The organism is Paraburkholderia sp. D1E (assembly GCF_052682275.1).
The window spans coordinates 847746-871101 of the sequence record NZ_JBQYMB010000001.1; the positions used below are offsets into that span (position 1 = coordinate 847746).

Consider the following 23356-nt stretch of genomic DNA (forward strand, 5'->3'; position numbering starts at 1 on the left):
GCGCGGCACGAAGCAGGCAACTCGTTAGACTTGATTCAACGCCACACATTTATGCCGCACTCCTTAAACTGCTGATCAACCGGAAGAGAGCGGTATGAAAATCCTGCGCATCTTGACTGGAACCCATGCGGGCATCCAGGCGAGGCTCACGCCGGGCCGCTATCGGATCGGCAAGGCCGACGACACCGACATCTGCATCACGGACTGGGACGATCACGAGGTGATCGTCGAGATGGACGAGGCCGGGGTCGTGAGCGTTCGCCGTTTCGCCGATACCGCCGCGGGCGGGGCTCAAGGGGACGATGCCGATCCGGTGGTCGTGCTGGTGCCGGATTTCGTGCCGTTCCCCTTCGGCACGACGGTCCTGTGCTTCGGCACCGAAGACGCCCAATGGCCACCCGACATCCAGTTGCTGGCCAGTATGTACAACGGCAACAGCAACGGTGCCGCCGATGCGCGGCCGGGCCAGAACGCCGGAGCCGGCGTGCTGCCTGATCTGACTACCGGCAGGACGCGCATACTGCGCACGCTCTGCATCGCCACGATGGTCGGCGCGGTGCTGGTGATCGCGGTTTCGCTGGCGTCCGGCATGGTGCGCCGTCCGCAGGCGGCGACCAGCGCGGCGCAGAACAAACGCGACCTCTCGACGCTCAGCGAGCGCGAGATCAGCGCGCTTACCGACCAGCTAAACCGGGCACTGCAGCAAACCCGGCTCGGCGATCTGCATGCGCAGCAGCGCGGCAATACGATCGCGGTCGACGGCATGGCGCTGAATGCCTCGGAAGACATCGCCGCACGCGCCATCCTCGATCGCTACGGGCGCGACAGCATCGCGCACCACTACGATGTGGCGCAGGACGACGTCGCGAGCATTACCGACTCGCTGGGGATCGACGGCGTGCGTGTTGCTTACTCGGGAAACGGCGTGTTCGCGATAAGCGGCAACGTCCCGTCGCTGACGTCGCTCCACGACCAGCTGGAACGGTTGCGGAGCGACCTCGACGGCAACATCAAGCGAATCGACGTAGACGTTACCGAAGTTCCCACGAACATTTCGATGAATGTGTACACCGAAATGATTTCGGTCGGCGATACTCGTTACGTGCAAACAGCGGACGGCGTCAAGCATCTGTTTCCCGGCACGACAACCGGCTCGGTGAACAACGTGCGCACGCTGCACGAGTCGATCACCCCGCTGCGTGCGCAGGCGCAGTAACGCACTCGCGCTGCTTTCAATCATGCTCAGGAGAAGCACCATGTACGACGCACTCGAAACAGTTCGCACCGATATCAAGGGACTCGAGACAACGCTCAAGACACCCGATGCAAAAGAGCGCGTGGCGCGCATCGCGCAGGCGTTCGAGCAGTGCGCTCAAGACGTCAGCGATGCCACACGCCGGGCGTTGCAGGAAGACGAGCGCGCCGCGCTGCAGAAGATCTATCGCGGCATGGTCGCCGCGCGCCGGATGATGCTGCGCCTGCACGAACTGGCAGGAATGGAATCCAGTGGTTTGTAGTGTGGTGGTTGCAGGAAGCAGCAGGAAGTGGAGGGTAGGGGGTACATCAGTATCGTAGGCGAACAGGCAGCAATTACAACTAGCTGGTTTGCGTTTTCTTAATCTCAACTGTAAAGGAGTCGAGCATGTCTTTTGGTTCAATGGCCTCTGAGGCAATGAGTTCGATGAGCAGCATGATGTCGTCGATGGTCCCGGACATGATTCAAACGACTGAGGATCAGTTCGGACTGTCAATGGTGCAAGGTGTGATGAACATCGCAAAGACCATTGGCAACGACATCGAGGACGATTCGAAGAAGCAGTGACGGCTTGTCTCGCAGCACGGCACGTCGTCGGCGTCTTGTCCGCAAAAAGGACCCGGGGCCTCGCGCTCCGGGTTCTCTATTTTCGCAGCGGGATCAGTCATGAGCATCGAACGATTTGCGGAGGTGGTACGCGACGTCTGCACGGTTGTCGATCTTCCCGATCCGGAACATGTGCTGCAAACACGCACCATCGAGGTCGAAGGTTTCGACGTCCGGCTCGATCACTTCGAGAACGATCAGGAAGCGATGTATGTGAACTTCCACTACGGTACGGTCACCGCAGGCCGCACCCTGGTGGTGTTCCGGCTGATGCTCGAAGCCAATCTGCTGATCTACGCGCAAGACCAGGCACAACTCGGTCTCGATACCGACACGGGCGGCATCATCCTGATCCTGCGACTACCGTTGACACCCGACGTCGACGGCACGGTAGTCGCCGACCTGCTGTCACACTACGCCGAGCACGGCCGCTACTGGCGCAGCAACATCATCGAATCGACCGACGAAATGTTCATGGGCATCGTCAGCGGCGATTACTTCTGGCTGCGCGCCTGAACCTCGCCGCGTATCCGCTTCGCATCCGGCACCTGCGTTGCGTCGCCGGCACTGCGCTCGATCACGTGCGGCACGAGCATCACCAGCCAGATCGTCGGCGGGTCCTGCGCAGTGGCTTGCGCACTTCCTGACGCCCGACTCTCGTCAGGCACCACCAGCACCATCCCCTCGTGCGGCGCCAGCGTCATACGCGCGACGTCGATCTCCACCGGGCTGCGCAGTTCGACTGCCAGCGTAATGCCGGGCGGGCCCGTGCGTTGCTCGACGGACGGCACGATGCGCAGTGACATGGCCGCGGGCGCGACGGCCGGCGGCCGGACGTGGCCGCTGATCGCGACCGGTTGATCGAGGCGCTGCTCGAGCGCGGCCGCCACGCGATCGACCGTGGACAATTCGCTCTCGGTGCGAACGTGTGCGGTCTGTGTCGCCTCCAGTTTGTGCAACCGGTCGCGCAACGCCGCGCCATCGCCGCCAACCTTGACCTGTCCGCCGTCGCCACCGGTCGAACCGGCCTGCACGCGCCCCAGCAACAGAAGCGGCAGCGCCGCAGTCCGCACGTCGGCGATCAGCACGTCCAGCTCGACCAGCGGCGCACTGTTGTCGAGCGCGGTGACCGCGCGCACGTCGGCGTCGAGTTGTTGCGGGCGATCGCGAATCAGGACGGTGTTGGTGCGGGCGTCGGCGGCGATGATCGGCAGCGGCGCTTCGTATTCGGCCACGTCGATATACCGGTTGCCCGGCGGATCGAGCAATCGCCTCGCCTCGCTCGCCACCCCTTCCACCGGACCCGTACGACCGTTGGTCAGCGCGATCCGATCCGCCGCCTGGCTGTAATGCAGGCCGACGATGCGCACCGCCGTGGCGACTTTCATCCTTGCCGCGCCGTCGACCTGGCGCGCGGACCTGTCCACCAGCGCAAGGTAGGCGGCCGGCCCCCTGACGGTGATGAGCCCCGGCATCGGCGTGTCGTCGACGAGCGGAAAACGCGGGTCGGCGCTAGCGGTGCCGTTCAGCAGCGCGTGTAACTCGGCGGGTTTCGCATAGTTGAGGCGCAGCGTCAGCGAGCGTTCGTCGCCGGTTGGGTCTACGTGCAGCACCGTGCCGTCGTAGTACCAGACGAGCCCGTAGGCATTCGCCAGTACTTCCAGGAAACGCTGCGGCGGAAGATCGAAACGGCCTTCGACGGAGCCCGCAAGCTGCGCACCGGCGGCAATCGGCACGCCTGTGGCGGACGACAGGTCGCGCAGCACGTCGGCCACGCTGGCGCCGCTAGTCGAGAGGTAGTAGCGCGCGATGCCCCAATGCGGCGTCGCGGCAGTGAGGCGCGCGTGCAGCGTTGCGTCCGTGTGCCGTACGACCGCTTGCCTGCCCTCGCCTTGCGCGACGCAAGCGTGGGCGCACACAATCGTCAAGCAGAGATGCGCGAGCGCGCTGCGCATCCTGAAGCGACACGGCATGAAGTTCAATAAAGCGAGGCGACGGTCTCGTTCGCGTGGATGCCAGCCGGGCTCGCCGCCTGCCGCGCCTCCGCTTCGCTGAGATTGAGCCGGTAGCCCTTCGCATAGACCGACTGGATCGTCCATTCGATATCGAGCGACTTGAGGCTCGCCCGCAAACGGCTCACATACATGTCGACCGAACGGCTCTGAACGCCGCCATCCCAGCCCCACACCACGGAATGCAGATCTTGACGCTGCACCACCGTGCCCCGGTGCGTGGCCAGATGCCACAGCAAGTCGAATTCCTTCGTGCCGAGCGTGTGCACGTCGTCGCCGCGCGAGACGGTCAGGTTCGCCCGATCGAGCTGATATTCGCCGACGATCATCCGGCGGCTGTCGCTGCCCGGCGTGTGAAAACGCCTGAATAACGCGCGGATGCGCGCGAGCAGCACCATCCGGTCAAGCGGCTTGACGAGAAAATCGTCGGCGCCCGTGTCAAGAATCCTCACGATATCCGCTTCCTCGGAACGGATGGTCTGGAAGATCACCGGCACCGTCGTGCGGGAGCGGCTGCGCACCCAGCTCAGCAGCTTGTCGCCCGACATGCCGGGGAGATCCCAGTCGAGGATCATCAAATCGGCCCAGTGGTCCGACAGGTGATTGCGGGCGTCCAGTCCATTCTTGAACGCATCGACCTGGTACCCTTCCGCCTTGAGCCATGTCACGAGCAGCGACTGCTGGATCAGGTCGTCCTCGGCTATAAGAATCCTTGCTTGATTTCGCATGCTCACATTCCGGCTTTTGGCCGGAGTTCCCATTCTTGTTTTGCGCCTTGTATCACGGGGGATGCATTCACAACGGGCGCCTTGTCGTTGCGAAACTACCGTATTCACGCACCAGATCTGATGTTTCCTGGTTGCCTCGTTGTACAGCAAGGCACGGCAAACGAATGGCGAAATCGGTACCGCCTTTTGCATTACGATCAGCGTTCAGGGTGCCGTCATGAAGCCGAACGATACGTGCAGCCAGCTTCAGCCCCAAGCCAAAACCGCTGGCCGAGCGCTGCGCGAGCGCGTCAAAATCGTAGATGGCTTCGTCCACCAGACCCGGGAGTCCGCCGGCTTCGTCACTGACCGTGATAACGGCAGAATCGCCCATGACCTTTAGCGATACGGTGACCGGCGCGCCGGCGGGGGAAGCCTGAATGGCGTTGTCAATCAGATTCTGCAGCGCTCGGATGACAAATACTCTCACTCCGCTCACCCAGACCGCCGAGCCTTCCGCAAGCCACAGCCGCAACGGCACGTTCCGGTAGACTGCGGCGACGTCGAGCTGCGGGATCAGATTGCGCACCGCGCCGCGCAGATCGAAACGGGCGAAATCACCGCGCTGCAGCGCACCGGCAACCGACGTGAAGATGAACTGATCGCCGAGCGAGAGCGCGTAGCGCGCAAGGTCGGCGACGCGCTGAATGCCGCCGCACTCTTCGAAAGCGTTGGGGTCGTGTTCGTGCAGTTGCGTCAGTGCGACGATCGAATTGGTGGGCGAGCGCAGGTCGTGCGACAGGAAGCGCAATGACTCCACCCGGTCGTCCACGGCGCGGCGCATGTCGGTGACGTCGAACAGCGACAGCGTTGCCGCGATCCGCTCCGAGCCCACGACCATGGTCTGCTTGAGCCACAGCCAACGGTCATCGATCTGCAGTTCGACGCCTTGCTCGAGCGCCTCCCTCAGGCCGGCGTCGTGGTTGTCGTCCGCCAGTTGCGGCAACAGCTCGGCAAGCGGCACACCTGCCACTACGCGCCGCCGCAACAGCCTTGCCGCACCCGGTGTCGCAAACAGCACATCATGCCGCGCGTCGAGCGCAATCGTGCCCCACGGCCGGCTGTCCAGCAGTGCGTCGAACTCATCGTCGGGCGCGACCGCAGCACTCGAACGTTGAGGTCTGAAGCCATCGTCAAATGACATCGACATAGGACGCCTTCTCGCATAGGTCATCACATGATAGTGTGAAAAACATATATTTGTTCGCGTTTTGCAATTTTGCTCGTGCCTCGCGAATGACTGGCCTCCGGATTGCCTCGCCACACTTGCGTGACAGCGATGCGAACGGACGTGCGCGTGGATCTGCATGAATGCGCATCGAACAACTAAGCGTCCTCTCTTACAGTATCTTTCCTATCGACTTACTTTACCCCTACCTTTCGATCAAGCGCCGCTGCGTCATCGGCTCGAAGTCGCCGGCGGTTGACGTCCACGCCGGTGCGCCTCCCGACAGCGCCGGAGTCGCTGCGATCGCGGCTTGTTCGGTGTGGATCGACGTACCGGTTTCATGGCGCGATGGCATTGTTCTGAAAATATTTCACCTTCTGATTGTCCCGATAGATCAGCGATCGTTTCACGTTGCCGGCACACCAAGATCGATGATGCGGGGCGTCAGCAGGAACAGACGTTCCATGTGGCTCTCCTCCTTGTCGGTGCTCTTGAACAAGTTGCCGAGCACCGGGATTTTCGACAGATACGGCACGGCGGTGCCGTCGTTGGTGCGGGTATTGGTCTTGTAGCCGGCCACCAGCAGCGATTCGCCTTCGTTCACGAAAGCCGACGTATTGATATTGCTGCTGGAGATCACCGGAATATTGTCGACCGTCTGGCCGCTCAACTGCCCGTCGCGGATGGCGACGTCGAGCTTGATCTGGGTATGGCCGCTTTCGTCGACCACCATCGGCAGCACCCGCAGCGACACGCCGGTCGACACGCTATACAGGTCCGCCGACGTGTAGCCGGACACGCGCACGAAGAACTGCGTGTCGTTGGTCATGTCGGCCTCGATATTGTCGAGCGTCGTTACCTTCGGGCTCGCATCGATTTTTGCCTGATTGCGCTCTTCGAGTGCCGATACGTTCGCCATCAGATAGCGGCCCGCGTTGCCGATCACCGCACTCAGCGCTCCACCGACCGGCGTCGCAGCCGCGGTCACGCTGCCTGCCAGCGTGGTACTGCCGAAATTCTGGCTCAACGTGCCGTTATAGGTGTTCTGCGCGGCCTGACCATTGCCGGTCTGGAAATCGACACGGCTGTTATGCGCGGTCCAGCTCACGCCGAGCTGCCTCATCGCCGTCTCGTCGACTTCGAAAATCTGCGCTTCGATTTCGATCAGGCGCGGCCGGACATCGAGCCGGGCGATCAATTCCGGGTACTGGTACATGCGGTCCGGCGTGTCGCGTATCAGAACCGAGTTGGTACGCTGGTCCGCCTCGATGACGGGCAACATCTGGTCGTCCGAACTCGCAGCGCCCGACGCTCCGCCCGGCCCGCCGTTCAATGCGGCGGTCAGTTGCGACGAGGCATGCCCGGTCAATCCTGCCAGCAGACCCGTCGCCTGACCGCCGGAGAGACCCCCGCTACTCCCGATGCCCCCGCCGCTCTGGTTGGGCAGCGGCGGCATCACCGCCTGGCCGCTGGAACCGCCGGAGACGTCGCTCATCGGTTGGACCCGCTGCACGTTCTGGGCCGAACCCGTGGCTGCGCCCGACGCAGTCCCGCTGCCCTGATTCGGGTGATACATGTTGTTGAGCACGGTCGCGACGCCCTGCAACGTGATCGACGTGCCGTCGGCGTCCGCGTTACGGTCCATGGCCCACGCGTGATGCAGCGGGTACACCCGGATCACGGTGCCGGCCCGGTGCTGCGTCGTCGAGTCCAGCCGCGCGGCGATGTCCGTGACCATCTGCACGTAGTTCGGCGGCCCGTTGACGATCGCCGCGCCCTGCGCATCGTCGTAAGTGATATGGAAACGCGGGTCCGTCACGCCCATCGACATCAGCGTGTCGCGCAGTTCGGCTGCGCTGCCGTGATCGAGTTTGATCAGCGTGCTCTTCATCTCTTCCGGCGTCACGATGTCGAGCACCTGGCCATCGAAGTACCAGACAAAGCCGAACGACGAGGCAAGCGTATCGAGAAAGCGTCTCGGCGCCATGTGGAACTTGCCGGTCACGCTGCCCGACACGTCCTTCGAGATGTTCGCCGGAATCCCCTGGCTCGCGGCGAAATCGCGCAGGACGTCCTTCACGTCCTTGGAGTCCGCCGAGTAGTCGATCCCGTTGATCTTCCAGTGTACGGGTGCGGCCAGCACGTCCACGGCACACAATGTCAGGAGGGTGAACAGGATGGCGCGTGCAAGTGGGTTCATGGCGGTCATCGAAGAAGGATTGAACAGAACGTATGACTCATGATTCGTTCTGGACGCCTTCCGGTCAATCAGGATCCACGACGCTTGCGCGCTTGCTTCCGGTTCCCGCACGGAGGTTCGCACCGACACGCGGCCGCGCAGCGCGACATGCGGCGCGCCGGCGCAGCGGGCGAGCGCCGGCGCCCGCGACATCGGGTTGCGGGTTCGGATCCGAAACGACACAGCGAGCGGTCATGTCAGTAGTAACTGTTGAGGGTCCATCCCGTCGCAACCGGTGTGTTCGCGATCACCTGCCCCTGCTGTCCGCAGTAGCTGCTGGCCCAGGGCGTCGTGATGACTGCGTAGCTCGCCCAGTTCGTCACCATGACCACTTTATAGGTGCCGATGGCGAGCGCCTGGGTCAGGCTATTCTCGATCCCGCCGGAATCGTCGGTCAGCGTCGGGCTTTGCGATTCGGCGTGAGCGAGGGATACACTCGAACCGGACAGATAGATGTCGATGCTCTGGGAGATCTGCGCACGTGCACCGGCCGAGGGATTGCTACAGTTCCCGTCGTTCATGTGCGACCACGTCGAGACGGCTATGATCCCGGACTTGGTCAGTTGTACCGACTGCGTCTGCGAGTATGAATAAGTGCCGTTGGTGGCGTTGTACGAATACGGCCCCGCCGAATATGCGCCGCCGGGCTGTCCGTTGCACTCCGTATAGTCGGCCGCCCCCGAAGAAGGCATCAGGATCGTGCAGCCGACGGACGTGCTGGCTGGCAGGATCTCCGACTGGGTCTGCCACTGGCCGTTCTGGCACGACAGCACGCGCCCGGTGGAATCGGTCGTGACCGGTGTCGTGCTGGCGGCATCCGGCGCGCAGGCGTTGCCCACGGTCTGCTGGTTGCCGAGATTCAGGTTGCCCAGTTCGTCGACCGCGATGGCCTGCCACGCAGTGCCGTTGTACGTATAGCCGCGGCCCGTGTTGGTCGTCATCGACACATCGCCGCGTTGCGGATTGGGCAACGTGCTCAAATCGGCCGCGGCCGCCACCGGGTCGCGCCAGTGCGCCGACGAAATCGGTTCCCACTCGCCGTCGATGCAACTGACGACGTTGCTGTTGGTATCGGCGGCAATCGATCCCACCGTCGCCGTGCACGCGGTGTAATCTGTCTGCTGCGCGAGAATGATCGGCACCTGCATCGCGTTCGCGCTTACATCTCCCGGCACGCTGACGCGATAGAGATAGTCGGTGTTCTGCGCCTGGTTCGCACCCGCAAAAATCTCGCTTGCCAGATGACCTACGCCGGTCACCGTGCCCGAACAGGACACGTTCGACGGATTCGGCGTCGCGACGCTCCATGAGTCGTATGCGCCGAATGCTGCGCCGCCCGCATTGTTGGTCTTCGGAATCGAGCCGCCGCCCGAACCCGAGTTCGACGCGATATAACCGAGCTGCGGATCAGGAATGACCATGCCGCCCTCGGTCACGAGCAGGCCCTGCAGCCCGCCGAGATCGTTCTTGTACACCAGCAGACACGAAGTCTGGCCGTAAGCGTTCCGCGCCTGCACGCTGGTCGGCAGGAAAGTGGCAAGTTGATACGGCGAACCCTTGAGCGGCACCACCACCGGTACGGTAGGCGTCGCCGCGTCCAGCAGCGCCGCCGAATTCTGCGCGATCAGTTGCGTGGCCGCCTGCGCCATCTGCGACTGGTAGAGCGCAGCCTGCTGACCGCGCGCGTCTTCCATCGACGTGTTGATCATCGCCGCCATCCCGACGATCATCAGCGTCGCGATGGCCAGCGCTGCCAGCATTTCGATCATCGTAAATCCGGCTTGCCGCGCCGTGCGCCTGTACATGGAAACTCCTGCCTCTTTCAGCATGGGTCGACTGGGTTACCGTCTGCAAACTCGCATGGCTCAGGGCTGATACGCCTGCGCCATCCAGACCGGCGTGCCGTTCGGGACCACGGCCGCGATCGCCGTGGGTAGCGGCACCGCCGGATTACCCGGCGACAGCACGGTGCCGTTCAACGCGACCCCGGCCAGCGCCGAACCGCCGGACAACTGCTCGATGCCGGTGAGCGCCGCCGCGGCGCTAGCCGAGGTCGTGTAGACGACGACCAGACTGCCCGCCGACGAGGTATTCGGCACCACATAGTTCAACCACGATCCGCTTGTCGTACCGGCACTCAGATACGGTTGCAGCGCCGCCGCCGACACCGCGCCCACGAACGTCGGATTGGCAAGCGCATAGGCGACCAGCGCCTGCCGGTACGCGCTCATGCTCTGCGCGGTGGTGACACTCACCATCGTCGGCGTCGCCTGCATGTAATTCGCATCCACCAACGCATAGACCCCGGTGATGCATGCGATCGCGAACACCATCCAGAGCGCTGTCATTTACGTCCGCCCCAGGCGCTCGGCCAGCGCGTCGGAATGGATCATCGATCTCATTTGCTGGCGCATCTCGAATGCCAGTTCGCTGTAGTGACCCTGCCGCACGTGATGGCGCGCCGTCTCCCCATCACGCAGCATGAACAGCTGCGTCTCCAGCTTGCGCGTCGAACCCGTCGAACCGATACCCGTCGCGAGTCGCTGGTGCAGCACGCCTGCGAGACCATCGGCTATCAGTGCCTGCACGCTCGCCACATCCAGCGATTGCGAGACGAGTGCATGAAGCCGTCCCACCACCGCGCTGATATCTTCGGCCCGCATGGTGGTGACGAGCAGATGACCGTCGCGTCCCGCCAGCAACATTTCCAGCGCCAACGCGGGCTCGTCCATCGCGCCGACGAAGATCATCCGCGCACCCCAGCTCAGCATCGAGCGCAGCCCGGCCACGGCGTCCGCGCAGGCCGCGGTCTGGAAACAGATGCCGTCGCCGTGCCGACCTTCGAGCGGCAGTTCGATCGGGTTCTCGGACGTCAGCCCGATGCCGCCGTGCGTGAACAACTGCTCGCGCACCAGGGCGCCGGCGGTGGTCGTCTTGCCCGCTTTCGCCGCGCCCGATACGATCAGCAGGCCCGACAGGTCCGCACACATCAGCCGCCTCGCATACGCGAGCGGCACGCCGAGTTCGGCCAGCGACGCGACGGTATTGTCGAGCCGGCGCAGCACGAAAACTTCGCCCTCCGCGGAGTCCATCGTCGACACGCGATAGGACACGCCTTCGCATTCGACCTTGAACACCGGCGTACCCCGCTGCGCGTCACGACAGGCCATCTTCAGGCGATACAGCTCGTTTTGCAGCCGCGGATGCTCCGGCACGGGATACACCGCCGAACCGGGTCCATCCGAAAAGCGGTCGCCGATGCTTGCGTGACCCAGGTAGAGGTACGAGAAGTCGAAGCGGTGCAACAGCGTATTGGTGTCGTAGGTCATCGCACCGTCCAGGTCCATTCAGGTCGAGGTCCAGACGATCGTGTTGGCACTGGTGCTCGAGCAATCCGCCGATGCATCGGCCGGGGTAGCCGGCAACGTAAGCGCCGTGCCATTGACCGAGATCGCCATCCAGCTCCCGCCCGCGGACACCGCATTGACGCATACGTTTTGCGGCACATCCGTGTACGTGATCGTGAACTCGTCGGGCGAGCTCGCCGCCGCCACCGTCACGGTACCGTTCCACGTATTTGTCACCGAGCCGTCCGAGGCCGGCGAGAAGCTTGCCGGAAACACCCCCGCACTCGCCAGCACCGTGTTTGTGAGGCCACTGTAGCTAGCGTTCTGCCCCGAGTACAGCTTCTTCACACCGGTCTGAATCGCACTGATCTGCTCGCTCACCGCATTCGTATTCGCACTACTGAACGCACTGGTAAGCAATGCAATTGCACCGATCACCACCAGTGCCGCAATCCCGAGATACGCGATCGCTTCGAGCAGAGACGCACCCCGTTGCCGGGTAGCCGCACTACTGCGCCAGCGAGCCCCCGCCGGTTTCATAACGGCCTTTTTTACACCGTCCACATCTTTCATTTCGACACCCCAAAAGCGTTGAACATGCACACCTGTCAATGCAGCGATCTGGCCATCGCCGCGATCTCCTGCTGAATCCCGAAGAAGCCGGTAATCAGCAACCCCAATAAAGATGCGAGTAAAATAATCGCCATGCCATTTAGCAAGCGCATCTGCACCGAAACCCTCTCCACCCCTGTTTCGACCCATTCGTCCGCGATCGTTTTCAACGCCTCGCCGAACCCTTTGTATTGCGCATACACGCAGAGATCTTCGACGATTTCCCGCGACGGAAAGTGATAGCCGGCATTCCTCATTGCCTCACCGACATTTAAGCCCGACTTCACGCCGAACAGCATGTCTTCGATTCGTTCGCGCAGCCACGGCTTCGCATTGCCGGACAATCGCGTGAGCGACTTTTCGACCGTGAAGCCCGCCGTCTGCATCGACGCGAATGCGGTCAGAAAACTGGCGCCCACCATCAGCCGGTAGATCGAATAAGGCGGAAAATCGTCGAGCCAATTGCGCGCCCGGCCGCGCCAGCGCGGCAGCGAATAGATCAACAAGGCAGCGAACGCGACCAGCACGAGCACACACTGCACCATCCAGTGCTGGACGAACTGCGACATCAGGTAAAGCATCCGCGCCGCACCGTGCCAGCGTTCCGGATCTTCTATCGCGGCGAACTGGGGAATCAGCCGTGTGCCGAACAGATACAGATAAGCCAGCGTCATCGCGAACAATGCGATCGGATAGGCCAGACCGCCGATCACCGCATTGCGGATCCTGCGTCCCGACATGACGATGCCGGTCACCGCGCGCAGCGCCACTTCGGTGCGGCCCGACTGTTCGCCGGCCATCACGATCATCTGCTCCACGTTCGGCACCCATCCTTCCATCCCCTCGGCCAGCGCGCCGCCGTTTTGCACGACCCGGCGCCACTCGCCAAGCAGAATCGCTTCGGGCTGGTTCGGCTGACGGCCGTCGCGCGATGCGCGCAGTTCGAGTTCCTCGAGAACCTTCAACAGCGGCAGACCGTTCGAGAGCATCTTCTCGATCTTGCGGTAAAGTCGTAGACGCTGTTGCGGACCGGCATTCAGCTTGGCCCAGCGACGATTCAAATCAAGACCCATAGTCCCCGCCCATGCCATTGCCGCTCCTCAGATCGTTGCCCGGCGCCTCGACGGTGTCCACCGGGCGCAGCCGCACCGGTTCGCTGCGCGCCATCAGCGGCCCGACGATGCGCTCGGCGCCGCGCGGGTCGACCAGCCCCGCGGCGACTTTCTCGATCGCATGTTCGACCAGCGTGCTGCCACCCAGTTGATCGAGCCAGTACGCGGTAGCCGCCGCCTTGTTACCGTCGCGCAGCAGCGCGAAAAACTGCGCGTCGGTATGCACGACCTCGGCGACCACCGTGCGGCCCGTCGTGCCACGCCCCACGCAATGCGGACAACCCGGGCCTTGGGCGAAGACGTTTTCGAAAGCCGCGCCGACCGCGCGGCGCACCCGGGCGATCAGTGCTGGCTCGCATTCGTTGGCGATACTGGTAAGGGGTTGTTTGCAATGCGGGCACAGCAGCTTGACGAGCCGCTGGCTGATCAGCCCCGTCACGACCGTCTCGTCGGTCACCATGCGCAGCGGCAGCCCGAGGTCGATCAGCCGGTCGACGATCGAGAGCGCGCCGTTCGCATGCACCGTCGTCCACACCTGGTGACCGGTCATCGACGCGCGCAACGCGCTTTGCGCCGAGGCCCGGTCACGCACTTCGCCGATCATGATCGTGTCGGGGTCGAGTCGCATCGCATTGGAGATCGCCGCGGCAAACGCGAGCGAGCGCGCTTCTTCGGTGGCCGCATTGGTCACCGGTGTTTGCACCGCGCCGGCGATCGGATACTCGACCGGATCCTCCACTGTAATCACGTTGATGCTGCCGTTGCACTCGGCGATCTGGCCGAGCAGCACGCGCTGCAGCGTGGTCGATTTGCCGGAGCCGGTCGGTCCGCTGATGATGTTCATCCCATGCGGCAGGCGTTGCAGTTCGTCCACCTCCGCCGCTTGCGAGCCGGAAAAACCGAGCCGTTGCAGATCAGTGGTTTCGCCCGCATCGTTGTAGAGCAGCCGCATCACCATGATGTTGCCGACACTGGTCGGCGCCGTGGCGATACGCACGCCGAACAGTTGCTCGGGCAGCTTGTCGCGATCGCCAATGCTGGCGTCCTGGCGCTCGCTAGGCTTATACGTGTTGTCGGACACGCTCGCCATCGCCGAATACAGCGTGGCCAGAAGCCGCGCGCCCTGTTCTCGGGTCTGTTCGCTGACACGCACCAGCTCGTTGTGGATGCGAAACAGAATTTCCGTGCTATGGCGTTTGATGCGGATATGGATGTCCGATGCGCGTTCGCGGCAGGCCTGCGCAATCAGTTCTTTTGCCAGCACCTGCATTGCGGTGTGGTCGACGCGCTCACCGGTGCCGTCCCGACGCATGCCCTCGTACGCGCGATGCACAACGTCGAGACTGACCGGGCACGGCTGGTGGCCGAACTTCAAGCGATCCAGACGGGCCCGATACGACAGCACATACGGATTCATCTCGTGGCCTTCGGCGATCAGCAGCCGGCCGTCGTCGAGCAGACAGAGCAGCTTGCGCTCCTCGACGCTGGCGGCCCACGGACCGTCGCCCGACAACGGATGCGCAAGACCGACGTCGCCCGCTGCCTTTGCCAGTTTTGCCGCGGCCGCGGACAAGGCTCGCGCGCTCAATGAAGAGGGGTTCATGGCAACACTCCTATTGAGACCGCGGATAACCGGGCGGCAACCCTGGCACGCCGTTGGCGACCGGCGCGCCCCCTGCCGTGCCCAGTGCGGCGTTCGAGCTGCTCCCCGAAGTCACGCCGGGGTTGAGCACCGCGCCGCTGCGCGAAGCCAGCACCGGCATCAGGCGAAGCGTTTGTCCGCTGCTCCAGCGGCCGACCACCTCGTTCGAGGCAATCGACACGATGTGCAGCCCGTTGGGCAGCACGTCGCCCGCGCTGACATCGAACTGCGCGCCATCGGTACTCTGCAGCGTCGCGGAGAAACGGTGCCCGAGGCCTTCGATCGCCACCACCCGCACGGCATCGGAACCTGCGTCCACCGAGCCGGCGCTGCCAAGCCGGGTTAGCGCAGCCGTGCGTTGTGCGACTTCGGCTTGTGCATCGAGCTTCTTGATCTCGGCCTTCAGCAGGACTGTCTGCTCCTGCAGGCGAGTCAGTTCCGCCGCCGCGTTCGGCATCCACGCGCCATTTGGTGCTTCAGCCGACGGCGGCGAATTCGCGACCGCGACCGGCTCGGCCGCGTGTGCGCAGACAACCCACGTCAGCGCGGCGACCAGCGCCGCCCCATGGGGCCAGGAGAAATTAGTTTGCATAGACGACTCCCTCGACGGACCACGCGCCCGCTTGATAGGTCAATTTCACGAACCGCACGCCGGCTTCGTTCAGATAGGAAGCAAGCTGGTCCGGCGACAACCCGCCGAAATTCGCTTGCAGACGCCATTGCCGCCACGGCGGCGGCGGCGGTTTCTTTGCGCCCACCGGCGTCATGGCGCTGCCGGGCGTATACACGACCGGCGTCAGCGTCAGCGGCACGTCGAGGGTCTGGAAACGCGAGAACAGTCGCGTGTTCACGGTCTTGCCCGGCAGCAGCGTGTCGTCGGCAACCGCGCCCATCGGGAAGGGCCGCGTCAGCGACGCGTAATCGCCGCTACGATCGAGCTGCGCGAGCGGGACGCGTTCCAGCAGCAGCGAAACCGCCGAACCGTTGCGCGACCATTGGTAGTCGACGCCGGTCGGTTGACAGGTATAGCGTTCGAGCTGCCAGCCGCCCGGCGCCAGTTCGGTGAAATGCTGCAGGCAGGCCCGCGCGAATTGTGCGGGTAGCGGCAGCGTGGCCCATGGATGCAGGTTCTGGTCCTTCTGCTGCGTACGCTGCAACAGCGCCCGCGCAAGCTCCAGTTGACGCTCCTGCTGCGCAGCCAACATAGCGCGGTAGTGCTGCACCCACAGGGCCCCGCCGAGCAACGCGACGGCAACGCCCGCCGCCGCCGCTGCGAGGCGCGGCGACACGCGCCGCGTCACCGGGCGCAGCCGGGCCCAGTTCGGGACGCGCAGGCGGCCATGCCGCTTGCCAAGCATGTCTTCGATGCGGCGGGGATAGAAGTTGTGAAACCCCATCGCCTCGATTTCGCTGTCGCCGATCACCGCGTTCCAGCCACCCAGGCCGTAGTCGGAATTCAGGCGCTCGAACACTTCGTCGCTGGTGCCGATCCAGTCGCCATTCGGCAGAAACGCGCCGTCGCGTACGGCGAAGTATGCCCAGCGGCCGTCCGGCAATTTGAATGCGCCGAGCCAATTGGGTGCCGATTGCTGACGACCTTCGTAGAAAGCGCCTTGCTGCGCGACCGCCTTCGAAACTATCACGCCGAGCGAGGCGAGGCCCGCTTGCGCGCCTTCGCGCGCGCTGGTGAAGCCGACCGCGGCGACGCCGCGATCGGCACGCAGCACCATCAGGTCGAAGTTCAGCTTCTTCGCGAGTTCGACGGCCTCTTTCTGCAATTCGTGCCGCCGCGACAGCGACTGCCAGAACAGCCCGCAAATGAAACGCTGCCGCTCGATCTGAACGATATGGGTAGCCATGGCGCGGTGTCCAGTTCGCTCGTTTCGCTCAAGCACCGTTCATCATCACGGGCGTGATCAGGATGACGATCACCTCCCGGTCGTGCGTGCCCTGATAGCCACCGCCAAAGGCGTAGTTATCCGGTTTGCCCACGCCCTGCTTGGTGAGGTCGTCGTCGGTGCCTTCGTAGCCGCTCAGCACCAGTGTCTCGCCGGACTTCATCGAGACGCGCTGCAGGAAGTTGCGCGTATTCACGTTCGGCGTCTGGATCTCCTGGCCGCCGCTCGACACGGTCTGTAGCGACAGCAGCGACGAGATGTTCGTATAGAACTGCAGCAGCACCGTCCCGTTGTCGAGCACATGCGGCAGCAAGGTCATGTTGAAGCCGGTCGTGATGGTGCCCGGCGTCAGTGCCGTTTCGGAGCCGACATTGGCGGTGTTGGTGGTCGACACCGAGGCGAGATAGCCCTGCTCCGACGCAACCTGAACCGGCACCGGCTGGTCGTTGAGCGTGGTGACCGACGCCGAGGTCTTGCGGCGCACCTTGCCTTGCTCGGACAGCGCGCTGATCATCGCAGTGGTTCCCGAAGCGCGGCTGTTCGGCGTAATCACCTGGGCGGCAAGCGAAACCGGATTGGTTGCCGTCGTCGCAAAGGTGCTGGCGAGCGAGAACTTCGTGCCGAGCGCCTGGTAGACCGCGCTCCAGTTGATGCCGTAGCTGTCGTCCGCGGACAGTTGAACCGACAGCACCGTCACGTTGATCAACACCTGCTTGGACAACGAGCGGTTTTGCTCGTCCATGAAGGCGGCGACGCTGTCGAGTACATCCGGCGTATCGGTCACGGTAATCGAGCCGGTGGCCGGTGACGACACCACGCTGCCATAGCGCGACAGCATCGCCTGAATCGACGCATGCAGACTGTCGAAGACCGACAACTGCGAATTGACGACGGTGTTCGCCGTGTTGTTGGACGTGACGGTCGGCGTGCTGCCTGTACCCGAGCCGCCCGAACCGCTGGAGGAACCGCCGCCCGAACCGCCGCTGCCCGAACTGTCGTTGGTCGCGCCGCTCGTCACGGTCGCATTGAGCTTCGCATCGCCGGGAATCGCGCTGACCTGGAAGGTGCGCGTGTCGGTAAAGAAGAACACGATGGCGCCGCCCGCGAGCTTCCACGACACGCCGAAACGGGTCGCCGCGGCATCGAGCAGACCGCGCAGATCGCCGTTGCGGTATGAAATGTGCGTGGGCGTCGGCAAGCCTTCAGTCGCGGCGATGCCGCGCGACGAGGCGGTGCTCGAGAGGCCCGGCAAGGTCGGCAGCGGCGGTTGCACGGCGCCAAGCACCGGCACGCTCTGCGCCGCACCGCCGCCCGTCGTGCGCGAATTGGCGAGCGCATTGGGCGACACGCGGGTGGGAATGTGAGTGAGCCGCGAGATGTGCTCGGCAAACTCCGGCAGCGAATTCACCTCGCTGTCGAAGGTGGCCGGCTGCGAGAACACCGCCGGCAGCACGCTTTCGCGATCCAGCTTGATCGCAGTGCCGGACAGCCACAGTCCGTCCTTGACGATCACGCCATCGGTCGATGTGGCAGGATGCGCATTGCCCTCGCGGGCGGCGTCGAGCGTCTGCTTCGATTCCGCATTGTCGTGATCGACCGAATCGGACAAACGCTGAGACAGACCGGTGCAACCCGCCAGCAGCAGCACGGAGAGTGCAAACATTGAAATGGTGTTGCGCATCAACCTGCCCCTTTCTCAACAATACGGAGTACTTTGTTGCCGCGATACAGAATCGCCTGCACGGGCGCGTTGGAACTCGCAAGCGCCGCGACCACCGACTGCAGCGCCTGATCGAAGGTGCCCGTGACGACTGCGGGAGCGTCGACGCTGAAATCCACTGGCGCTTCCCAGATCAACTGCCATCCGGCCTGCTGTGCCCAGCGCGTCAACGCGGCCCGCACGGTGCGATCCGACAGTTCGATGCGCCACGTAGGCAGCGGCGGTGGAGGCGCCACAGCCGGTGCACTCGATGCACTCGGCACGGTAGCAGCCAGCGCGGGTACGGCGCCACGTGCGGTAGCGGACGGCGTGCCTGCACGGGAGGTCGAGCCGTGGGCGGCCGCAGCAGTCGACGACGCCGCATCGGCGTAGCGATCCGCCTGGGTCGCCGTGCCGGTTCCGGCGGACGGTCCGGCAACGCCTGCGGCAAAATCTTTCGAGGTGATGCGTGGTTGGGCGGGCGTCGGACTCGCGGTGCTGTTATCCGTGCGAGCCGCCATCGCGCTCTGGGCACCGGCGCGCGAAGCCGGTGAGTGCGCCGCTTTCGCTGCGGGCTGCGCTGCCGCGCCGGCGGTATCGCCGAGCGGCGCGGCGCTCACGTTGGTGGCCAGCGGACCGCCGACCACGGCGGCACCGCCCGCTCCCGAGTTGGAAGCCGATGCGGAAGGAGTCACCGAATTCCAGGCTGGCGGCAGCGTGCCAACCGTGTCGGTGCCAAACGGCTGCCGGTAACGCACCGTCACCAGTTGAAAATCTGTATCGACCTGGGCCGCCAGTTCCGGATGTCCAGCCAGCATGTCGCGCAGCGTCTGCACCAGCGAATGGCCAGCCCCCCAGCTCACCGGCGTCGCGGCCCACACACCTGCGTTCGGGAGATTGATGCTGTAATCGATCGGTACGACGAGACGCAGCGCATTGCGCAACGGCATGTTGGTGCCGCTTGTCGTCACGCGCGGACTTTCACGCGCCTCGCCGGTCAGGGTCACCTGTCCATCGTGCTGGGCGTCTGGCATCGCAGTTGCGCACGCGCAGCTCGACCATCCGCCGCCCAGCACCAACAGTGTCACCATGCATGTAATGACCGTGCGCATCTGCGACCTTCCTCGTATTCGTTCGTGGCGTCTGATAGCGCCAACCATGTTTTCACCGCCAGTCGTGCGCCGATTCTTTAGCATCGTTCGCCGACCTCGTTGCCTCTGCGCTGGACAATCGACTACTGGCCTGAGACGATTGCAGCACTCCATCCTTACCCGACGACACAACCGTGAAAAATCCCAGCCAACTCCGTGATCTGACTCGCGAGATACTCGACCTCGTCGATCAGCGCCGCTTCTTTACCGACCTGCACATCGAGCAGGACCGGCCCATCATGATCAAGACGCCACGCGGCTGGATCGAAGCGGACGGCGGTCCGGCCATGATCGAGGAGATGGAACCGCTGCTCGCAGCGATCGACGACGACTGGCGCGACCGGCTTCAGGAAGGCGCGCTCGACAGGCCGTTCGTCCTGACCCGCTGCCGTCTGCGCTGCCACGTTTACCGCGTCTCGGGCGGGCGGAAAACGGTCATTTCGATCCGCCGCCTGCCACTCGAACCACTGTCGCTCGACAAGCTCGGCCTGCCCGCTTACATCAAGACGATGCTCGAGAGCAACAAAGGCATCGTGCTCGTGACCGGCCCCACCGGTTCCGGAAAAACGACCACGATGGCGTCGCTGCTCGATCACATCAACCATACGCGCAACTGCCACATCGTCACGATCGAACAACCCATCGAATACGCATTGGAAGCACACCAGGCCATCATTTCGCAGCGCGAAGTGCCGACCGACACGCGGAGCTTTTCTGCAGGCATGCGCGAAGTGCTACGCGAGCGCCCCGACGTCATCATGGTCGGCGAGATCCGCGACCAGGAAACCGCCGAAGCCGTGCTCCAGGCCGGCGAATCGGGACACCTGGTTTTCGCTAGCATGCACACCAGCAGCGCGCTCAACACGCTGACCCGTCTGCTGTCCTTCTTTCCGCCCGAGCAGCGCGACCGCCATGCCGCATCGCTCGCGAATTCGCTGATCGGCGTGATCTGCCAGAGCCTCGTTCCGAGCGAAGATGGCGCACAGCTCGTGCTGGCCAGCGAACTCCTTTTCAACCACAACCAGCAGGTCAGCAAACTTCTGGTCGACCCTGCCAAAATCCATTTCCTCGCAGACTTTGTCCGGCGCAAGGAAGACAACATGTCGCGCTCGCTGAACGAAAATCTCAGTCAGCTCGTGACCAAAGATTCCATCACCGCCCGCGACGCGCTTCGCGCCGCCTATAACCGCATGGAGCTGCATGAACTGCTGCAGTCGTCCGCCACTCGTTGAAGCCATTTTCTCCTGCAAATATTGCAGGCCTCGAGTTTTTGACAATCTGTTACGGTTGACGCCTAAACGAATCGCCAGGCACCGGCCAGCAACGACATTGACGCGGCGAACGCATGCATGCATGCGTCATTCGACGTGTGACAGCGCAGGCTGGCGAGTGCAACAGATCGGGAGAGTTAGCCGGAGAATCGGCGCGATAGGGAATGCATGGACGCGATAAAGCGCCGCCGTGCACACGTCGTCAATCCGCTTGAAGCAAGCGGGGCGCCAGCATGAGCAGTTCGCCGCATCAGCGACTCATACTTTGGGATGTCGCATAGCAGCCCATATCATTCGCCCGCTATGCGATCAGGACAACACCGTCACAATCATTGCAACGAACTTACTGCATTCGCACGACGCGCCCGGTAAGGAATCCCGAACGCCTCGCCACGCGCCACGCAAAGCGCGGCCAGCGTCCCAAAGCGGAACTCAACGTGGGGCTTCTCCTGTGGCCGCGTTTTCCGCTGCTGTCGCTCGCCGGCTTGTGCGATGCGCTGCGTCATGCCGCCGATCTCGGCGACCTGCGCCGGCCGCTGCGCTGCGCTGCGCGTAGAGGATTATTGGCGTCCAGAACGAAATCGTCGCAGCCAGTTGCGGGGTGACGGTTTCAGTGCAGGCGGCCTTCCCCGAAGTCCGCCAATTCGACTACGTGGTCGTGATCGGCGGCTTGCTGCCGCATCTCGACATGCGTTCATGGGCCAGGGGCTTTCACCAAGCCGAGCTTGTCCATTGCTTCATGTGCATCGATCACCATCGTCGCGATTTCGCCCACGGTGACCCGCAGGCTCGTGGCGCGTGAACGCATGTGTTCGTACGCATCGTTCTCGCTGAGCCGATGCGCCTCCATCAGGATGCGGCTTGCCTTCTCGATATGGCGTCGTGCCTTGAACGCCTCTTCAAGCTTGCCGATCTTGTGGTGCAGCCGTTGCTGGTAGCCAGACGATGCGCGCGCCAGCATCAGCGTGCTGAGAATGCCGTTAGAACGATAGGGCTTGGTGATCACGCCGTGCGCCTGGCTATCGACGAGCATTTTCAGGGCCGTAGGATTTTCGTAATCGGACAGCGCGATCAACGTTGCTTCGGTATCGGCCGCACACCAGTTGCCAGCGCTTCGAAGTTCCTGCCCCACCAGAAAGAAAATCACGTCGACATCCACCGGCAGTTGCGAAGGAAACGGCCAGAGGACGCGAACCGGGCAACCGATCCGGCGCAACTGTTCCTCGAGGACGCGGCGGTCGTCTCCGGGCGGATGGATCACGACCACGCGCAGCGTGCGCAGATCGTCAAACAGCCGGCGCGCGCCCGTACTCATGGCCGTTCTCCATCCAGCCAGAACTCCGCGAAACCATAGGAAGTCAGATACGGGTCCGGCTTGATCGGACTGCGACCTTCCCACACCACGTCGAACACACCGTCTGGCCGGCAAATGGCGATGCGTGGAGTCAGGACGGCATGGTTGTTATCGGGGTCGATTTTCAGTAGACCTTCTGGAGAATCAAACTCAACATCACAGGCCGCCTCGACTATTTTCGCGGTGTCCAGACTCCCGGTGCGTGCCAGCGCGAGTGCGAACAGATGCACCTGGTTGTACGCCATCTCAGACCACATGCTGGCCGGTTGCGGGCCGAAGCGTGCGTGCCACGATTTCAGGAAACGCCGGTTGCTCTCGTTGCTCAGAGAATTGACATAGCTTGCAGAGACGATATGGCCGCCGCACAGTTGCGTGCCGATCATGCGCGTCTCGCCTTCTGTCATGGTCAGGCTGGCAATCGGGATGCGCGCGGGGTCGATGCCGTGTTCGCGGTACAACTGATAGAACGCACGCGCACCGCGGCCAATCAGCGTGGAGAACACTACATCGGGTTCGATCGCCCTGATCTGCTTCACCACTTCCTGCAGTGCGGCGGGATCGGCATCGCTCGGCAAATAGACTTCGTCGATAATCTCGCCGCCATGCTCCTCGACCATATCGCGCATGATCCGGTTCGATTCGCGCGGATAGATATAGTCGGCGCCGACCAGAAAGAAACGGCGGCCGTGATTACGCAGCAGATAGGCGGCCAGTTGCATGCTGTTCTGGTTGGGCACCGCCCCGGTATAGATCACGTTCGGCGAATACTCGAAGCCCTCGTAGATCGAGCAGTACCACAGCAAGGCGTTGTTTCGTTCGATCACCGGCAACACCGCCTTGCGGCTCGATGAGGTCGAACAGCCGAAGATCACCGTCGCGTCGTCTTCCTGCAACAGGCGTGTGGCGAGCCGCCGATATTCGTCAGGGTCGCTCTTCGGATCGTAAGCGACCGGTTCGAGAAGACGCCCGTTGACGCCCCCCGCCGCGTTGATCTCTTCGATTGCAAGGGCGGTGCCGAAGAAATGTTCGGATTCGGTTGCCGCGGTCACGCCGGTTCGCGAGTACAGCACGCCAATGCGCCAGCCATCGCCCGCGCGCAACGCAGGATCGTCGTACGCACTACTGCTCGTCATGGTGTTGCTCCATCCCTTGTCCTGGAGGCCGCCACCGGATCATGGCGACGCCGTCTTGTCCTGCTGCCGCGTTACAAGACGACAATCGTA

At 63.4% G+C, this 23356-nt stretch carries 21 protein-coding genes; 5 read left to right on the forward strand and 16 right to left on the reverse strand.

The window, feature by feature from the left end; translation table 11 throughout:
• The first annotated feature begins 94 nt into the window (after nucleotides 1-94).
• The 4 genes from ACUN0E_RS03980 to ACUN0E_RS03995 all read left to right on the forward strand — a co-directional run bounded on the left by ACUN0E_RS03980 (nucleotide 95) and on the right by ACUN0E_RS03995 (nucleotide 2377).
• Nucleotides 95-1216 carry a hypothetical protein gene (locus ACUN0E_RS03980; RefSeq protein ID WP_445565724.1) on the forward strand — a complete coding sequence of 374 codons (1122 nt, stop codon included), beginning with the start codon at nucleotides 95-97 and terminating at the stop codon, nucleotides 1214-1216.
• Nucleotides 1217-1256: 40 nt separating this feature from the next.
• The gene (locus tag ACUN0E_RS03985) at nucleotides 1257-1517 is read left to right on the forward strand and encodes a type III secretion system protein (protein WP_408224210.1); all 261 of its coding nucleotides are present in this window, start codon (nucleotides 1257-1259) and stop codon (nucleotides 1515-1517) included.
• 125 nt (nucleotides 1518-1642) lie between these two features.
• On the forward strand, nucleotides 1643-1822 hold the full coding sequence (locus tag ACUN0E_RS03990; protein WP_408224213.1) for a hypothetical protein: 180 nt from the start codon (nucleotides 1643-1645) through the stop codon (nucleotides 1820-1822).
• Nucleotides 1823-1921: 99 nt separating this feature from the next.
• Nucleotides 1922-2377 carry a CesT family type III secretion system chaperone gene (locus tag ACUN0E_RS03995; protein ID WP_408224216.1) on the forward strand — a complete coding sequence of 152 codons (456 nt, stop codon included), beginning with the start codon at nucleotides 1922-1924 and terminating at the stop codon, nucleotides 2375-2377.
• On the opposite strand, the gene ACUN0E_RS04000 is transcribed toward ACUN0E_RS03995, so the two are convergent.
• From ACUN0E_RS04000 to ACUN0E_RS04065, 14 genes are all read right to left on the reverse strand, one after another.
• Entirely contained in the window at nucleotides 2356-3780 is a 1425-nt protein-coding gene (locus ACUN0E_RS04000) for a hypothetical protein (protein ID WP_445570373.1), read from the reverse strand. The genes ACUN0E_RS03995 and ACUN0E_RS04000 overlap by 22 nt on opposite strands.
• Nucleotides 3781-3839: 59 nt before the next feature.
• On the reverse strand, nucleotides 3840-4634 hold the full coding sequence (locus tag ACUN0E_RS04005) for a response regulator transcription factor (RefSeq protein WP_408224219.1): 795 nt from the start codon (nucleotides 4632-4634) through the stop codon (nucleotides 3840-3842).
• Between the two features lie 34 nt (nucleotides 4635-4668).
• Nucleotides 4669-5790 (reverse strand): sensor histidine kinase, encoded by a 1122-nt coding sequence (locus ACUN0E_RS04010; RefSeq protein WP_445565725.1) that lies wholly within the window; start codon nucleotides 5788-5790, stop codon nucleotides 4669-4671.
• Between the two features lie 424 nt (nucleotides 5791-6214).
• Nucleotides 6215-8017 (reverse strand): type III secretion system outer membrane ring subunit SctC, encoded by a 1803-nt coding sequence (gene sctC / locus ACUN0E_RS04015; protein ID WP_408224620.1) that lies wholly within the window; start codon nucleotides 8015-8017, stop codon nucleotides 6215-6217.
• A gap of 227 nt (nucleotides 8018-8244) precedes the next feature.
• Nucleotides 8245-9852: a prepilin-type N-terminal cleavage/methylation domain-containing protein gene (locus tag ACUN0E_RS04020; RefSeq protein ID WP_445565726.1), complete on the reverse strand. Its 1608-nt coding sequence runs from the start codon at nucleotides 9850-9852 to the stop codon at nucleotides 8245-8247.
• Between the two features lie 60 nt (nucleotides 9853-9912).
• Nucleotides 9913-10395 (reverse strand): type IV pilus biogenesis protein PilM, encoded by a 483-nt coding sequence (gene pilM, locus ACUN0E_RS04025; protein ID WP_408389578.1) that lies wholly within the window; start codon nucleotides 10393-10395, stop codon nucleotides 9913-9915.
• Nucleotides 10396-11394 carry an ATPase, T2SS/T4P/T4SS family gene (locus ACUN0E_RS04030; protein ID WP_445565727.1) on the reverse strand — a complete coding sequence of 333 codons (999 nt, stop codon included), beginning with the start codon at nucleotides 11392-11394 and terminating at the stop codon, nucleotides 10396-10398.
• On the reverse strand, nucleotides 11395-11967 hold the full coding sequence (locus tag ACUN0E_RS04035; RefSeq protein ID WP_445565728.1) for a type 4 pilus major pilin: 573 nt from the start codon (nucleotides 11965-11967) through the stop codon (nucleotides 11395-11397).
• Nucleotides 11968-12002: 35 nt separating this feature from the next.
• Nucleotides 12003-13079 (reverse strand): type II secretion system F family protein, encoded by a 1077-nt coding sequence (locus ACUN0E_RS04040; RefSeq protein WP_445565729.1) that lies wholly within the window; start codon nucleotides 13077-13079, stop codon nucleotides 12003-12005.
• Nucleotides 13069-14721, reverse strand: a complete 1653-nt coding sequence (locus ACUN0E_RS04045; RefSeq protein ID WP_408224240.1) for a GspE/PulE family protein — start codon at nucleotides 14719-14721, stop codon at nucleotides 13069-13071. The genes ACUN0E_RS04040 and ACUN0E_RS04045 overlap by 11 nt, the downstream gene beginning before the upstream one ends.
• Nucleotides 14722-14731: 10 nt before the next feature.
• Nucleotides 14732-15352 carry a type IV pilus biogenesis protein PilP gene (gene pilP / locus ACUN0E_RS04050; protein ID WP_445565730.1) on the reverse strand — a complete coding sequence of 207 codons (621 nt, stop codon included), beginning with the start codon at nucleotides 15350-15352 and terminating at the stop codon, nucleotides 14732-14734.
• Nucleotides 15342-16619, reverse strand: a complete 1278-nt coding sequence (gene pilO2, locus ACUN0E_RS04055) for a type 4b pilus protein PilO2 (RefSeq protein WP_408389582.1) — start codon at nucleotides 16617-16619, stop codon at nucleotides 15342-15344. The genes pilP and pilO2 overlap by 11 nt, the downstream gene beginning before the upstream one ends.
• A 28-nt stretch (nucleotides 16620-16647) precedes the next feature.
• Nucleotides 16648-18339, reverse strand: a complete 1692-nt coding sequence (pilN, locus tag ACUN0E_RS04060; protein ID WP_408224249.1) for a PilN family type IVB pilus formation outer membrane protein — start codon at nucleotides 18337-18339, stop codon at nucleotides 16648-16650.
• Nucleotides 18339-19469 carry a toxin co-regulated pilus biosynthesis Q family protein gene (locus tag ACUN0E_RS04065; RefSeq protein ID WP_445565731.1) on the reverse strand — a complete coding sequence of 377 codons (1131 nt, stop codon included), beginning with the start codon at nucleotides 19467-19469 and terminating at the stop codon, nucleotides 18339-18341. The genes pilN and ACUN0E_RS04065 overlap by 1 nt, the downstream gene beginning before the upstream one ends.
• 173 nt (nucleotides 19470-19642) lie before the next feature.
• Here ACUN0E_RS04065 and ACUN0E_RS04070 point away from each other — a divergent pair, with 173 nt between their 5' ends.
• Nucleotides 19643-20740 carry a type IV pilus twitching motility protein PilT gene (locus tag ACUN0E_RS04070; protein WP_408389586.1) on the forward strand — a complete coding sequence of 366 codons (1098 nt, stop codon included), beginning with the start codon at nucleotides 19643-19645 and terminating at the stop codon, nucleotides 20738-20740.
• A 733-nt stretch (nucleotides 20741-21473) separates the two neighbouring features.
• Here ACUN0E_RS04070 and ACUN0E_RS04075 read toward each other — a convergent pair.
• Entirely contained in the window at nucleotides 21474-22094 is a 621-nt protein-coding gene (locus ACUN0E_RS04075; RefSeq protein WP_408224258.1) for an ANTAR domain-containing response regulator, read from the reverse strand.
• The gene (locus tag ACUN0E_RS04080; RefSeq protein WP_408224261.1) at nucleotides 22091-23266 is read right to left on the reverse strand and encodes a transporter substrate-binding domain-containing protein; all 1176 of its coding nucleotides are present in this window, start codon (nucleotides 23264-23266) and stop codon (nucleotides 22091-22093) included. Before ACUN0E_RS04080 ends, ACUN0E_RS04075 begins: the two co-directional genes overlap by 4 nt.
• Nucleotides 23267-23356 lie beyond the last annotated feature (90 nt).